The sequence below is a fragment of the Chryseobacterium sp. VD8 genome, assembly GCF_037149975.1.
GTDB classification, from domain to species: Bacteria; Bacteroidota; Bacteroidia; order Flavobacteriales; family Weeksellaceae; genus Chryseobacterium; species Chryseobacterium indicum.
On sequence record NZ_JBBCQL010000004.1, the window covers coordinates 1 to 14154 of the forward strand.

Here is a 14154-nt window from a genome sequence, read left to right on the forward strand (position 1 = left end):
ACAACTACTCCTGTATCTGCCACTTTCAACGTTCCGACAACTGCTTATAACGGACCTGCAACTACTAAGATGAGAGTTGCATTACAATTCAGCTCTTCTCCGGTAATGTGTACAAGTTATACATATGGAGAGGTTGAAGATTACGCAGTAAAATTAATTCAGCCAATTGCTTGTACAAGTAATGCTCCATTAAACTTATCGGTTACAAATATTACAGCAACTTCTGCATATTTAACATGGGATCCTGCAACGGGGGCAACTTATGTTTTACAATACAGACAGGTAGGTTCTCCGACTTGGATTACAGTTCCTTTAACAACGAATGCTTATACACTGAGCAACCTTCTTGAACAGACTCAATATGAGGTTCAGGTAGCTTATGTTTGTTCGGGAACTACGGGAACATTTACTGCTCCTTTGCAATTCACGACTCCGGCGGTTACATATTGTAATATTACTTCTACGAATAATACCAATGGATATATTTCTAACGTAACGGTAGCTCCAGTGAGTTCTTACGTAATGAGTAACAATTCAGGAGCGAATTCATATACGAATTATTCTCCTGATCCTACCAAATTGATAACATTGGTTCGTAATACTGCCAATAACTCAATTTCTGTTTCTAAATCTTGGTTAACAACTACTCAGTCTTCACTGGCAGTTGGAGCTTGGATTGATTTCAACAGAAACGGTATCTTTGAAGCTGCAGAAAGAGTAATTAATACTACTGCAAGTACAACCACTCCTATTACAGCTACATTTACAGTTCCTACAACTTCTTACAATGGTCCGTTAACACTTAGAATGAGAGTTATTTTCTCTACTTCTACAATTACAGATCCTTGTGCAACGGTTGCGAACGGAGAAATCGAAGATTATGCGGTTAAGATTATTGATCTTGCGGCTTGTACAACGGCTCCTCCAACACCGATAGTGGTTTCAAACGTTACAGCTTCTACAGCTTTGGTTTCTTGGATCAATACTACGGGAGCAACTTATACATTAAGATACAGAACAGGTAGTGGTGCTTGGACGGTAATTGCTGCTCCGGTAACCAACCCGTACACTATTATAAACTTAAATGCTTCCACTACTTACGAAGTACAGGTTGCAACTATTTGTGGTGGCGTTACAGGGGCTTGGTCTGCTTCTACTTATTTTACAACTCCTGCAATTTCATATTGTAATTCAGGAACTGCGACAGTAACTGACGGATACATTAATAATATTACTGTTACAGGTACTAATACACCGATGATGTCTAACAACTCCGGAGCTAGTACTTACACAGATTATTCTAATGATCCTACTAAGATCATTACTTTGGCTCGTAACTCTACAGGTAACGTACTTTCTGTAGGAAGAACGATCTTATCAAGCACATATTCTACTTATGCTTGGATTGATTTTAACGGAGATGGAATTTTTAATAACAATCCTACTACAGTTGCCGGTGGAGAAAGAATAATGAACTTAGGTTATTCTTCCACAACACCTGTTACTGCTAATTTCGCTGTTCCTGCCGGAGCTTACTCTGGTACGAATAAAGTAAAAATGCGTGTGATTGTTTATTATTTGACACCTACCGATGCTTGTTCACCTCTTACAAGTAATGGCGAGGTAGAAGACTATCAGGTTCAGTTTGTAGATATCCAGCCATGTACTACGGCTGCACCTACAGGTATTACAATATCAAATATTGCAGCTACTACAGCTACAGTATCTTGGATCTCTTCTACTGGGGCAACTTATTTGGTAAGATGGAGAACTACCAACCCTGTGGGAACTTGGAATACATCTCCTGTAGTTACAGGAAACCTTTATAATATTACAGGGCTTACTGAACAAACTGCTTATGAAGTACAGGTAGCTACAATTTGTGGTGGAGTTCAAGGACCTTGGTCTAACTCTGTACTTTTCACAACTACTCCGATTACTTATTGTAATATGACGGGTACAGGAACGACTGACTTTATTTCAAATGTGACAATAACTTCAGTGAATCCGGGTATTCCTCCAATGAGCAATACTTCTGTACAGACAAACTACATCAGCTATACCACTCCGGCTACATTGGTAAATCTGGAAATAGGTTCTACAAATAACCAGATTTCAGTAGCTAAAGGCGGGGCACAAAATGATGCAGTTTCAGCTTGGATCGATTTTAACAGAAACGGAGTATTTGAAACTACAGAGCAGATTATGGCGTCTGCGGCAAGTACTACAACTCCTGTTACAGCATTATTCAGCGTTCCTTCAACAGCATATAACGGGCCTTTAACAACTACAATGAGAGTTGTTCTTAAACGTACAAGTGCACCTGTTATGTGTCAGAATGCAGTGAATGGTGAAGTCGAAGATTATGCGGTGAAATTGAGACCTTGTTCTACAACAGCACCTACTAATTTAGCATTTAACACAATTACTCATACTTCTGCGAATGTTACATGGACTGTGCCTGCAGGTGGTCTTACATTTATTGTAAGATACAGAGTGGCAGGAACAAGTACATGGACTCAGGTTGTAGTATCAACTTTAACAGGTAACCCACCATTGGCTTTAACCGGTTTAACACCTGCTACGACTTATGAAGTACAGATAGCAGGAAGTTGTGGAACAACTCCGGGTACATTTACACCTACACAGACATTCACTACAAGATGTGATCCTACACCTCCGAATGTTACAATAGGAACTGTAACTACCAACTCAGCCGTAGTAACATGGGCTCCTGTTGTACCAAGTGCTACTTATGTAATCAGATACAGAATTGTAGGTACAGCAACATGGGCTACAATCAACGTTACTGCAGCACCATTAAATACATATACACTTACAGGTTTAAGCCCGTATACGACTTATGAAGTACAGGTGGCGAATATCTGTAATGGAGAAACTACTGTAAATCCATGGTCTAATCCTAAAGTGTTTACTACGGAAAGAACGTGTCAGTTACCTCCTCCGGGACTTACCATTACAGCAATTACTCCTACAACGGCGCAGGTAACATGGGATCCTTTCCCGGGTGCTACTTATATCCTGAGATACAGAAAAGTAGGTATTCCGAGCTGGACAATGGTACCATCGAATACAAATACGATTACCCTTACAGGTTTATTAGAGTTAACACAGTATGAAATGCAGGTAGCAAACGTTTGTAACGGAACTCCGGGTACATATACACTGCCTTATTTCTTCACGACGCCAACAATTGTTTACTGTCAGATGGCATCTACCGGAACAACAACTTCAGAGTACATCTCTAAAGTAACGGTAACGCCAAATGGTAAACCTCAGATGACGAATACTTCCGTAGGATCTAATTATACAGATTATACAGGAGTTCCGGCTAAATTTATTGAACTGATTCAGGGGTCTTCCGACAATAAAATCGTAATTGATAAAAAACTGTCAGGAAACAATAAAGCAGGAGTTGCAGTATGGATCGATTTCAACAGAAACGGATATTTCGATATCAACGAAAGAATCCTTGCTGACGGACCAAACAGTAATCCAACTGCGAGCACCACATTTACGGTACCTGCAGATGCGTTCATCAGTCTGGTAGACTACAAATATGTAGTAATGAGAGTAGCAATGGGCAAAGATGTTATTCCTGTAAATTGTACCAACTTCCCGAATGGCGAAGTAGAAGATTACACGGTAAGAATTTCTAAGCTTCCTGTTGCTAATTCAATTAATCAAACAGATGTCATGATTTATCCGAATCCGGTGAGTTCTGTACTGTATGTGAAAAATATCAGCAAAAAAGCGAATTATAAGATCTACAGTTCAGCAGGACAATTGGTATCAAGCGGTATTATCCTGAATAATAAGATTGATGTACACAATTTAATAAATGGACTTTATGTGATAGATATTTTGGATGGAAATACTATTTCTGTTCAGAAGAAATTTGTCAAAGAATAATACATTTAATCATTAATCAACTTAAGCAGGCTCTCAGAAATGAGAGCCTGTTTTTTTATGTGAGAAACAGAAAGCATTAAAAAACTCGTTAGAAATACATCCAACGAGCTTAATTTTATTCAATATCAAAAACAACTTTTTCGGTTTGTTCCTTGAGGTCTTCAAGATTTGTGTTGTTATAGATAATGCAGTCGGCAATTTTTATTTTCTCTTTTTCCGGCATTTGTTTTTCCATAACAGACTGAACTTCGCGGTAGGTTTTTCCGTCCCGGTCCATCACTCTTTTTATTCTGATATTATCTTCCGCAGTTACCAGTATAGACTTGTAGCATTGCAGGTTTAATTTTAACTCAAACAATAAAGCTGTTTCTTTAAAAACCAGATATTTCGTTTGTCTTTTTACCCAATCCTCAAAATCTGTTCTTACAGCAGGATGAATAATTTTATTTAATCCCTGAAGTAAATCTTTATCGTTAAAAACTTTTTCAGCAACATATTTACGGTTGTAGACTCCGTTTTCATCATAGGCATTATCTCCTAAAAGTTCTTTGATCTTCTGTTTTAAATCATCATTGTCATTCACAATATCTTTTGCCCTGTCATCCGAATAATAAACCGGAAATCCGAACTCTTCAATAAATTTTGCAACTGTAGTTTTTCCGGATCCGATTCCGCCAGTTAAGCCAATGATTTTGGGTGCAGATAAGGGATCAGGTTCTGCTTTCTGAGTTTCTGAATGTAATTCCTCCATAGTTAAAAATTAATATCCAAAAACATCATTAAAACTAAACGTCTCGTCCAATCTCACCCCTTTTTCAGTCATTTTCAGACTTGCCAGTTCGTTGTGTGCGTCATGCTCAAAGAACAACAGATATTCATTATCCACACACTGCTTAAGAAATTTACCCTTTTCTTCTAAAGTTAAAAGAGGTCGGGTATCATAACCCATCACATAAACCTGAGGAATATGTCCCGCTGTCGGAATTAAATCGGCTGCAAAAACAATCGTTTTTTCCTGATACTGAATGACAGGAAGCATTTGTTTTTCGGTATGACCATCAACGAAAATCACATCCATTTTCAAGTCAGGTGCAAAACCGTAATTTCCCGTTGCCGGAAGAGGTAAAAAGTTCAGTTGTCCGCTTTCCTGAATCGGGATAATATTCTCTTTCAGAAAACTCGCTTTTTCTCTGGCATTAGGTTCCGTTGCCCATTTCCAGTGGTTTTCATTCGTCCAGAACTGTGCATTTTTGAAAGCAGGTCTGTAACCTGTTTTATCGTCATTCCATTCAATTGCGCCACCGCAGTGATCGAAGTGAAGGTGAGTAAGGAAAACATCCGTAATGTCTTCTCTTACAAAACCATATTTTTTTAAGTTTTTGTCTAAATTATCGTCTCCCCAAAGCGAATAATGACTGAAAAATTTATCGTCCTGCTTATTTCCTAAACCGCAGTCAATTAAAATTAATTTTTTTCCGTCTTCCACAAGAAGAGAACGTGTTCCCAGCTCAATTAAGTTTCTTTCGTCTGCAGGATTGGTTTTTTCCCACAGACTCTTTGGGACGACTCCGAACATCGCTCCGCCGTCGAGCTTAAATTTTCCGCATTGTATTGGATATAGCTTCATATAATATTGAGTTTTTTATAATGTTATTTATTTTTTATTTAAGTCAAAAATCAGAAAAGTTCTCCCGGGTTTTTAGGCATTGAAATGTTGAGGTGCTTATAAGCTTTTTCCGTTACTTCACGGCCTCTAGGCGTTCTGATGATAAATCCTTCCTGAATTAAAAAAGGCTCATAAACTTCCTCCAGAGTTTCCGGATTTTCTGCAATAGATGTTGCCAAAGCCGAAATTCCCACGGGTTTTCCTTTAAAATTTTCGATCATCACGCGCATGATTTTGTTATCCATTTCGTCCAGACCAAATTCATCAACGTTTAAAGAATCCAAAGCATATTTTGTAATGTTGATTTCTATTTCCCCGTTTCCTTTTATTTCTGCAAAATCGCGGACTCTTCTTAAAAGTGCATTGGCAATTCTCGGTGTTCCACGGCTTCTTCTGGCAATTTCAATTGCGGCATCTTCATAGATTTTTACGCCCAGAACTCTTGCACTTCGGATAATAATCATCGACAAACGTTCAATGGTATAATATTCCAGCCTGCTTTGGATCCCGAATCTTGCCAGCATCGGTTTGGTAAGCATTCCGCTTCGTGTTGTTGCTCCCACCAAAGTAAAAGGATTCAAGCCGATCTGTACGCTTCGTGCATTCGGACCGGTTTCAAGCATGATGTCGATTTTATAATCTTCCATCGCAGAATACAGATATTCTTCCACAACAGGAGAAAGACGGTGGATTTCATCAATGAAAAGCACATCATTTTCTTCCAGATTGGTTAATAAACCGGCTAAACTTCCGGGCTTGTCCAGAACAGGTCCTGAAGTAATCTTGCAGTTTACTCCAAGTTCATTAGCGATAATATTGGCAAGAGTAGTCTTTCCCAAGCCGGGAGGACCGTGCAAAAGAACATGATCCAAAGCTCCGCCACGTCTTTTGGCAGCCGTCACGAAAACTTCGAGATTTTCCAATGTTTTTCTTTGTCCGGCAAAATCTTTAAAACTCTGGGGACGAATCTGTTCTTCCTGCGCAAGTTCTTCGCGGGAATAATTGTCTTTATCTGGATGTAAAAAATCGGGCATTAATTCAATTTCATTTACCGTAAAGATAGGAAAATTGAGGTAAAAATTAAGGTTGAGGCTGAGATTAATTTTAGCGTAATTCTGAGCTTTAAGTAAAGATTAAGGGCAAGTGTATTTGTGATTTACAATATTGATATATTTTAAGTATTTTTGAGAGGCAAATAGTAATAACAAATGATAAAAGATTTTACTGAGATGCCCGTTTGGCAAAAGGCAATGGATATTGCTGAAAAATGTTTTAATATGTCTGAAAATTTACCGAAAAAAGAAGACTATGCATTGACTTCACAATTAAGAAGATCAGCGGAAAGTATTTCAGCAAATATTGCTGAAGGTTTTGGGAGAAGAACAGCGAAAGATAAAAGCAGGTTTTATGATATTTCCAGAGGATCTGCATTTGAAACTAAAAGCCATTTGATATACGGAAGCCGGGTAAAATATTTTTCAGAAAATGAGTGCTTAGAAATAAAAAATTTAATTAATGAAGTTGTACATGATTTAAATAAGATAACAAACCATTTAAGCAGAATTCATCCTTAATCTAAGCCTCAATCTTAATCTTATAGTAATGAAACTAATTGGTCCTTTCAAGCAGGTGGTAACACTTGCAAACCTTCCTTTAAGAGGAAAAATTTCAGACGAACAACTTGAGATCATTCCCGATGGAGGAATTTTAATCGATAATAATAAAATCAAAAAGGTCGGAAATTTTGATATATTAAAATCTGAAAACCAGAATATAGAAATTGAAACGGTAGAAGGAGAGCAGATTGTTCTTCCAGCTTTTGTAGATTCCCACACGCATATTTGCTTTGGCGGAAACCGTGCGAATGATTTTGCCATGCGTAATGCAGGAAAAACATACCTCGAAATTGCGGAAAGCGGAGGCGGAATCTGGAGTTCGGTACAGCATACGAGAAATGCTTCGGAGGAGGAATTGTTAAAAACTATGCTGGAAAGAATTTACTTTTTAATTTCACTTGGAATTACCACTATTGAAGTAAAAAGCGGGTACGGTCTGGATGTGGAAAACGAGCTGAAAATGCTTCGCATCATTAAAAAAGCGCAGGAAAAGACGAAAGCCACTTTGGTTTCGACCTGTCTTGCCGCACATCTGAAGCCAAGAGATTTTGAAGGAAGCAATGAAGACTATTTACAATATATTGTAAATGAAATTTTACCGAAAGTAAAAGAAGAGGATTTGGCAAAGCGCGTAGATATTTTCATTGAAAAATCTGCATTTCAGCCTGAAGAAAGCAAAAACTTTTTGTTAAAAGCTAAAGAATTAGGTTTTGAAATTACAGTTCATGCCGATCAGTTTACTCCGGGAAGTTCAAGAATTGCAGTTGAAGTGGGGGCAAAATCTGCCGATCATCTGGAAGCTACTATTGATGACGATATTGAATTTTTAGCCAAATCCGATACAGTGGCAACCGCTTTACCCGGTGCAAGTTTAGGATTGGGAGAAAAGTTTACGCCGGCGAGAAAATTATTAAACGCAGGAGCGATTGTAGCGATCGCAAGTGACTGGAATCCAGGTTCTGCGCCGATGGGAAATTTAATTACGCAGGCTTCCATTCTGGCAACATTTGAAAAATTAACGACAGCAGAAGTGTTAGCGGGAATTACTTTCCGATCGGCTTTTGCGCTTGGTCTGGAAGACAGAGGAAGATTAACCGAAGGACAAAAAGCAGATTTTGTGACTTTTAAAACCAATAATTTCCAGAATGTTCTTTATAATCAGGGAAGCTTGAAAGCGGACAAGGTTTATATTGATGGTAAATTATTATAAAAACTTTGCCATGCTGAAAGGAATTAAAAATCTTGTAATTTATTTCGTACTTCTTATAATATCATTAAACGTACTTTCTATCTTGCAAGCTCTTTGGGTTAATATTGGAAATATAAAAACCGGAGGACAGTTTTTGAATCTTATATATTCAGGGTTTGTTTTTGTAAGTTTTCTTTTATTAATATTGATATCTTTTTATTTCTTAATAAGATGTATGTTTAGTATTTTCCAAATAATAAAAAGTGCATTCATAAATTTAGTTGGCAGGATTAAATAATTAAATTATAAAGCTAAAAATTAAGGTTAGATGAAAAAGATAATCATTAATTTCCTATTGATTTTAGTATCAATAATATTATTTATTTTTCTGTCTTTTGTTGGCGTCTTTGCAATTTTTACTGAGAAAATAGAAAGCAATTCCAATAATATTTTAAATGCAGCGATTTTAATAATTTGGTTAATTGTATTTATTTTAATAATATATTTTATCATTAAATTCCTCATAAGTATTTATAGGTATAAAGAATAACAAAATCACAAAACATAAATTAGTATGAATAATATTTGGCAGGGAAGATTAGACGGAGAAGAACTTCTTTTCCACAGAATATTTCAGAGGGTGAAAGAAGAAAATAACTACGATCTTGTTTCACCTAAAGATTTCGTTTTACATGGATTTGCTGTAGATGAAGGCGTTAGGAGAAATAAAGGAAGACAGGGCGCAAAAGATGCTCCGGATATTATCCGTAAAAATATGTCGAATTTTCCTGTAATCCGTCCTGATTTTTCTTTGCTGGATTTTGGAAATATTACATGTGATGACTGGAATTTAGAAAATACGCAAAACAGTCTTGCCAAAAATGTTTCCAAAGTGTTGCTGAAAGGAGGGAGATCTGTAGTTTTAGGCGGAGGTCATGAAGTGACTTATGCGCATTATTTAGGCTTAAAAACAGCTTATCCCGAACAGAAGATAGGAATCATTAATATTGATGCTCATTTTGATAACAGACAGCCTGAAAATGGAGTAGGAGCGAGTTCCGGAACCGGATTCTGGCAAATTGCTCAGGAAGGCGAAATTCATTCGCTGCATATCGGAATTCAGAGAAATTCAAATACTTTGAAATTATTTGATACCGCCCATCAGTACGGAATGAAATATATTCTTGCCGATGAACTTTTCTTTGAAAATTTACCTTCTGTTTACCAAAGAATAAATGATCTTCTCGACAGTGTAGACTATCTTTATCTTACGATTTGCATGGATGTTTTTAATGCTTCTATTGCTCCGGGAGTTTCCGCATCTGCTTACAACGGTATTTTTGCCGATGCGACATTTATGCATTTTTACAGACATATTCTGAAAAGTGAAAAACTTTTGGCACTCGACGTCGCAGAGGTAAATCCTCAGTTGGACATACAGGACAGAACTGCAAGATTAGCCGCAACACTTATGAATGAGTGGTTTATGATTTAACATAAAAATTAACAATATTCCGATAGAAAAAATCATTATTTTATATAACCCGAAGGAACAGGATTTGTTGCTTCCAAGATGCTTGAAGAAAAGCATTAATTAAATTCGGCAAAGACTGAATTTAAAAACAGAAATTATAGTATGGAACAATTAATTGAAAATAAACTTATCAAAGCAGATAAGGCATTTTCAGAATGGAGAAAAGTACCATTCGAAGACAGACAGAAACTCATTGCTAAAGCAGCGGAAATCTTAAAAAACAATTCTGAAAAATTTGGAACGATCATTACTCAGGAAATGAACAAACCTATTTCAGAGTCTATTGCTGAGGTTGAAAAATGTGCTTTAATGATGAATTATTATGCAGATGTTGAAAATATTTTAAAACCAGAGAAAATCGAGTCCGAATTTTCTTATTCTGAAGTTCATTATGTTCCAAAAGGGGTAATTTTAGGAGTAATGCCATGGAATTTTCCTTTCTGGCAGGTCTTGAGATTTGCCGTTCCTGCCATTTTAGCTGGAAATACCGTTGTGTTAAAACATGCTTCAATTTGTTTCGGAAGCGGAAATGCGATCGAAGAAGTACTTTTGGAAGCCGGATTTCCGGAAGGGATTTTCCAGAATCTTGAGGTAAGTCATAAAGAAGTAAAAGGAATTCTCGAACATGATGCTGTAAAAGGAGTCAGTCTTACAGGAAGCGGAAAAGCGGGTGGAGAAGTGGCTTCTATTGCAGGACTAAATATCAAAAAATCATTGCTTGAACTTGGCGGAAGTGATGCTTTTATTGTACTGGATGACGGAGATCTGGATGAAGCGGCAAAAGCAGGGGTAAAATCAAGACTTCAGAATTGCGGACAAACCTGTACCGCGGCGAAAAGATTTATCATTGATGAAAAAATTGAAGATGCCTTTCTTCCTATATTTATTGAAGAATATAAAAAATATGAGGTTGGAGATCCGATGGATAAAGAAACTAAAATTGCCGGAATGGCGAGACCGGATCTTGCGGATGAACTGGAAAAACAGTTTCAGAAAGCACTGGAACACGGAGCTGAAATCATTCTTCCTCTGGAAAGAATTTCTGAAAATGAGTTCAGACCGGGTTTAATTCGTGTGAAGGAAGGAAATCCTATTTTACTGGAAGAGCTTTTCGGACCTCTTGGAATGGTGATGATTGCTAAAACTGATGAAGAAGCTCTAAAAATGGCGAATGATATTCCTTTCGGGCTTTCTAATTCCGTATGGACAAAAGATCAGTCACGACAGTTATTTTTTATTGAAAACCTTGAATCTGGAACCGTTAATATCAATAGAATGACGAGTTCTGATCCGCGTTTTCCATTCGGAGGATCAAAAGCTTCAGGTTACGGAACAGAACTTTCTTTATTGGCTTTACGGGAATTCGTAACAGCAAGAACTGTGGTTGGAAATTATGAGTAAAGAAGGAAGTTGGAAGAGGGGAGATGGAAGATAGAAGTTTATGAAAGTGTTGCTTAATTAACGTTCAATATTTATTCTTTCCGCTTTTGGCTCATAAAAAAAAACTCACGAAGATCTTTCGTGAGTTTTTTTTTATGATGACTTTGTTTAAATTAAACTGTCGTTAATCTTAAGGTATTTGTTTTTCCGCCTTCGTAAGATGGAGTTGCATTGATGTTGATTACAAAGTCTCCAGCCTCGATATATCCGTAGTTATGTGTCAGCATATTTACCTGGATAATCGTTTCATCAGTAGATTTCTTCATATCGTAATAATAGGCGTGAACTCCCCAAAGAAGGTTCAGCATGGTAATAACTCTCTTGTTTCCACTATATACGATGATGTGTGAATTGGGTCTGTGTGCAGAAAGCTGGAACGCTGTATATCCTGAACTCGTTAAGGTAACAATCGCAGAAACGTTGGTGGTTTTCGCGATTCTTACTGCTGCAAGACAAACTCTATTGGTGATAAATCGATCATCAATACAGTTGAAATCCTTTTCGATAGGCTCGTTTTTGTGCTGGTAAAAATGGGTTGTTTCAATGTTTTTCACAATTTTAGCCATATTTTCAACTACCTGAACCGGATATCTTCCTACAGAAGTTTCTCCTGAAAGCATTACCGCATCCGCTCCGTCCAATACAGAGTTTGCTACGTCATTTACTTCCGCTCTTGTTGGTGTTAAACTGTTAATCATCGTTTCCATCATTTGCGTAGCGATAATTACCGGCTTGGAATAGAATCTTGCTTTTTCAACCAGCGTTTTCTGGATAGCAGGAACTTCTTCCATCGGAACTTCTACTCCTAAATCTCCACGTGCAACCATTAAACCGTCGCATTCCAATAAAATTTCTTCTATATTTTTTACACCTTCCGGCTTCTCAATTTTCGCAATGATCGGCGTTTTGAATTTTCCGTTCGGATGTTTAGAAATCAATTCTTTAAGATCGATAATATCCTGTGCATGACGAACGAATGAAAGTGCGATCCAGTCTACTTCCTGATCCAGCATGAAATTCGCATCCTGAATATCTTTTTCTGTTAAGGCAGGAAGAGAAACGTTTGTATTGGGAAGGTTTACTCCTTTTTTAGAACTCAATGGTCCCCCTTGAATTGTTTTCGCTTTTACGGTATCTGTAAGGTTGGTTTCAGTTACTTCTAAAACTAATTTACCGTCATCAATAAGAATTCTTTCTCCAACTTTCACATCCTGTGGAAACTGTTGATACGTCATGTACACTTTTGTAGAATCTCCTTCAATTTTTTCATTGGTGAAAGTAAGGATATCTCCCGGATTAAGGTAGGAACCTTCTTTTACAACGCCTACTCTTAGTTTCGGACCCTGTAAATCTCCTAAAATACCAACCGAGAAACCGTATTCTTTATTCAGTTCTCTGATGATTTCGATATTTGAACGAACTAAGTCGTAATCAGCGTGTGAAAAATTGATTCTGAAAATATCAACACCTGCTTTCATTAACCCTAACATTACTTCCTTTGACGATGAAGCCGGACCAAGCGTTGCAATAATTTTTGTTTTCTTTAAATACTTATTCATAATACTGGATAATTTGATAAAGTTCTTCTTCAGAACCTAGTGTATAATCTTGAATTGGAAACACAAGATTTTCAGGGAGCAAAATTACGGAAAAATCAGGAAACTGTTCCGAACTGTGCAAAATATATTGCACTTCTACCTGATTATTTAATAAAAATTTAATGTTTTCTTCTTCCGAGAAGAGCTCTGTCTGTAATTTTTTTTGTTTACTTTCCGAAGATCTGTTCGAAATAAAAGTAAAACAGGTCTTTGTAAACTTGTGGTAAGCCTCAAACCTTGAAAAAAAATAATCATAATACGACCCGTGAAGAATAACATCTTCAATCCTTTTGAATGTAAGATCGTTGTTTTGATTTACTTTGTAGAAAAACTCATGATCGGGTATATTTTTTGCTAATCTTACCAATCCTATGGTAATATCTTCAAATTCTATATCATCAATGTCATAAAGTTTTTGGATTTCCAAGTATATTTTCTTTTTTGTTTAAAATATAAAATGCTCTTTGTGCCGCCTTTTCTTCGGCTTTTTTCTTAGAAGTTTCTGTGGCATTCGCGATTTTTTCTTCTCCCAGCCATACATGACAGCGGAAAACAATCGATTTATTTACCTGAATTTCTTCGCAGGTTTCGTACTTTATATTCAGTTTCTTCTTTTGGCTCCATTCGAGCAGAAGACCTTTGTAGCTTACAATTTTATTTTCCAGCTTGTTAATTTCCGTTGGCGTCAGTAATCTTTCCAGAATGATCTTTTTACAGGTTTCATACTGGAAGTCGAGATAAACAGCACCAATTAAAGCTTCAAATAAATTTCCGGAGATGTTTTCACCTAAAGCTACCACAGAGTTTTGTTTCTGCAGAAGACTGGTAAGTTTTAAATCTTCTCCTAATTTATTAAGATTCTTCCTATTAACAATCTTAGATTTCATCTGCGTCAGATATCCTTCATTGGCTTGAGGATAGGTATGAAACAAATGACAAGAAATAATTGTACCCAAAACAGAATCTCCTAAAAATTCCAGCCTTTCGTAATTGCTGTCTTTGTTTTTAGAAGAATTTTTTAAAGAAAAAGCTTCGCGGTAGAGGGCAACATTTTGTACCTCAGTTCCAAGCATTTTGCTGAGTTCAGTAATGAGAAAATAATCTCTCTCCGTTAATTGTCTTTTTCTTTTTTTGAGAAGGAATTTAGAAAAGTATTTCTGTAACTCCATTCAGTAGAT

Annotated in this window: 11 protein-coding genes; 5 read left to right on the plus strand and 6 right to left on the minus strand. The window is 36.8% G+C overall.

The window, feature by feature from the left end; genetic code table 11:
* On the plus strand, positions 1–3933 hold a 3933-nt coding region (locus WFK35_RS00800; RefSeq protein WP_336730922.1), incomplete at its 5' end, for a GEVED domain-containing protein.
* 115 nt (positions 3934–4048) lie between these two features.
* Here WFK35_RS00800 and coaE read toward each other — a convergent pair.
* The 3 genes from coaE to ruvB are packed head-to-tail and all read right to left on the minus strand — an operon-like array spanning position 4049 to position 6633.
* Positions 4049–4684 carry a dephospho-CoA kinase gene (gene coaE / locus WFK35_RS00805; protein ID WP_336730923.1) on the minus strand — a complete coding sequence of 212 codons (636 nt, stop codon included), beginning with the start codon at positions 4682–4684 and terminating at the stop codon, positions 4049–4051.
* Between the two features lie 9 nt (positions 4685–4693).
* Entirely contained in the window at positions 4694–5560 is an 867-nt protein-coding gene (locus WFK35_RS00810; RefSeq protein WP_336730924.1) for an MBL fold metallo-hydrolase, read from the minus strand.
* Between the two features lie 50 nt (positions 5561–5610).
* Positions 5611–6633 (minus strand): Holliday junction branch migration DNA helicase RuvB, encoded by a 1023-nt coding sequence (gene ruvB / locus WFK35_RS00815; RefSeq protein ID WP_336730925.1) that lies wholly within the window; start codon positions 6631–6633, stop codon positions 5611–5613.
* A 195-nt stretch (positions 6634–6828) separates the two neighbouring features.
* Between ruvB and WFK35_RS00820 the strand changes: the two genes are divergently transcribed.
* The 4 genes from WFK35_RS00820 (at position 6829) to WFK35_RS00835 (ending at position 11339) form a co-directional block, all read left to right on the plus strand.
* Positions 6829–7173 carry a four helix bundle protein gene (locus WFK35_RS00820; protein ID WP_336730971.1) on the plus strand — a complete coding sequence of 115 codons (345 nt, stop codon included), beginning with the start codon at positions 6829–6831 and terminating at the stop codon, positions 7171–7173.
* Positions 7174–7201: 28 nt separating this feature from the next.
* Positions 7202–8425: an imidazolonepropionase gene (gene hutI, locus WFK35_RS00825; RefSeq protein WP_336730926.1), complete on the plus strand. Its 1224-nt coding sequence runs from the start codon at positions 7202–7204 to the stop codon at positions 8423–8425.
* Positions 8426–8978: 553 nt separating this feature from the next.
* Positions 8979–9899 carry a formimidoylglutamase gene (hutG, locus tag WFK35_RS00830; protein ID WP_336730927.1) on the plus strand — a complete coding sequence of 307 codons (921 nt, stop codon included), beginning with the start codon at positions 8979–8981 and terminating at the stop codon, positions 9897–9899.
* Between the two features lie 141 nt (positions 9900–10040).
* The gene (locus WFK35_RS00835) at positions 10041–11339 is read left to right on the plus strand and encodes an aldehyde dehydrogenase family protein (RefSeq protein ID WP_336730928.1); all 1299 of its coding nucleotides are present in this window, start codon (positions 10041–10043) and stop codon (positions 11337–11339) included.
* Positions 11340–11491: 152 nt separating this feature from the next.
* Here WFK35_RS00835 and pyk read toward each other — a convergent pair whose 3' ends face one another.
* Genes pyk through rnc form a run of 3 tightly spaced genes read right to left on the minus strand, consistent with a single transcriptional unit; the run spans position 11492 to position 14145 of the window.
* A complete protein-coding gene (gene pyk, locus WFK35_RS00840; protein WP_214591007.1) occupies positions 11492–12937 on the minus strand; it encodes a pyruvate kinase in 1446 nt (481 codons plus the stop codon).
* Positions 12930–13403 (minus strand): IPExxxVDY family protein, encoded by a 474-nt coding sequence (locus WFK35_RS00845; protein ID WP_302713974.1) that lies wholly within the window; start codon positions 13401–13403, stop codon positions 12930–12932. The genes pyk and WFK35_RS00845 overlap by 8 nt, the downstream gene beginning before the upstream one ends.
* On the minus strand, positions 13381–14145 hold the full coding sequence (rnc, locus tag WFK35_RS00850) for a ribonuclease III (protein WP_087709639.1): 765 nt from the start codon (positions 14143–14145) through the stop codon (positions 13381–13383). Before rnc ends, WFK35_RS00845 begins: the two co-directional genes overlap by 23 nt.
* Between the last annotated feature and the right edge of the window lie 9 nt (positions 14146–14154).

What these genes read in the sequence shown, in the direction of transcription:
- WFK35_RS00810 (WP_336730924.1), bottom strand. Translation starts at nt 5,560, where the DNA reads ATGAAGCTATATCCAATACAATGCGGAAAATTTAAGCTCGACGGCGGA.
- ruvB (WP_336730925.1), bottom strand. Translation starts at nt 6,633, where the DNA reads ATGCCCGATTTTTTACATCCAGATAAAGACAATTATTCCCGCGAAGAA.
- hutI (WP_336730926.1), top strand. Translation starts at nt 7,202, where the DNA reads ATGAAACTAATTGGTCCTTTCAAGCAGGTGGTAACACTTGCAAACCTT.
- pyk (WP_214591007.1), bottom strand. Translation starts at nt 12,937, where the DNA reads ATGAATAAGTATTTAAAGAAAACAAAAATTATTGCAACGCTTGGTCCG.
- hutG (WP_336730927.1), top strand. Translation starts at nt 8,979, where the DNA reads ATGAATAATATTTGGCAGGGAAGATTAGACGGAGAAGAACTTCTTTTC.
- WFK35_RS00835 (WP_336730928.1), top strand. Translation starts at nt 10,041, where the DNA reads ATGGAACAATTAATTGAAAATAAACTTATCAAAGCAGATAAGGCATTT.
- WFK35_RS00820 (WP_336730971.1), top strand. Translation starts at nt 6,829, where the DNA reads ATGCCCGTTTGGCAAAAGGCAATGGATATTGCTGAAAAATGTTTTAAT.
- coaE (WP_336730923.1), bottom strand. Translation starts at nt 4,684, where the DNA reads ATGGAGGAATTACATTCAGAAACTCAGAAAGCAGAACCTGATCCCTTA.
- rnc (WP_087709639.1), bottom strand. Translation starts at nt 14,145, where the DNA reads ATGGAGTTACAGAAATACTTTTCTAAATTCCTTCTCAAAAAAAGAAAA.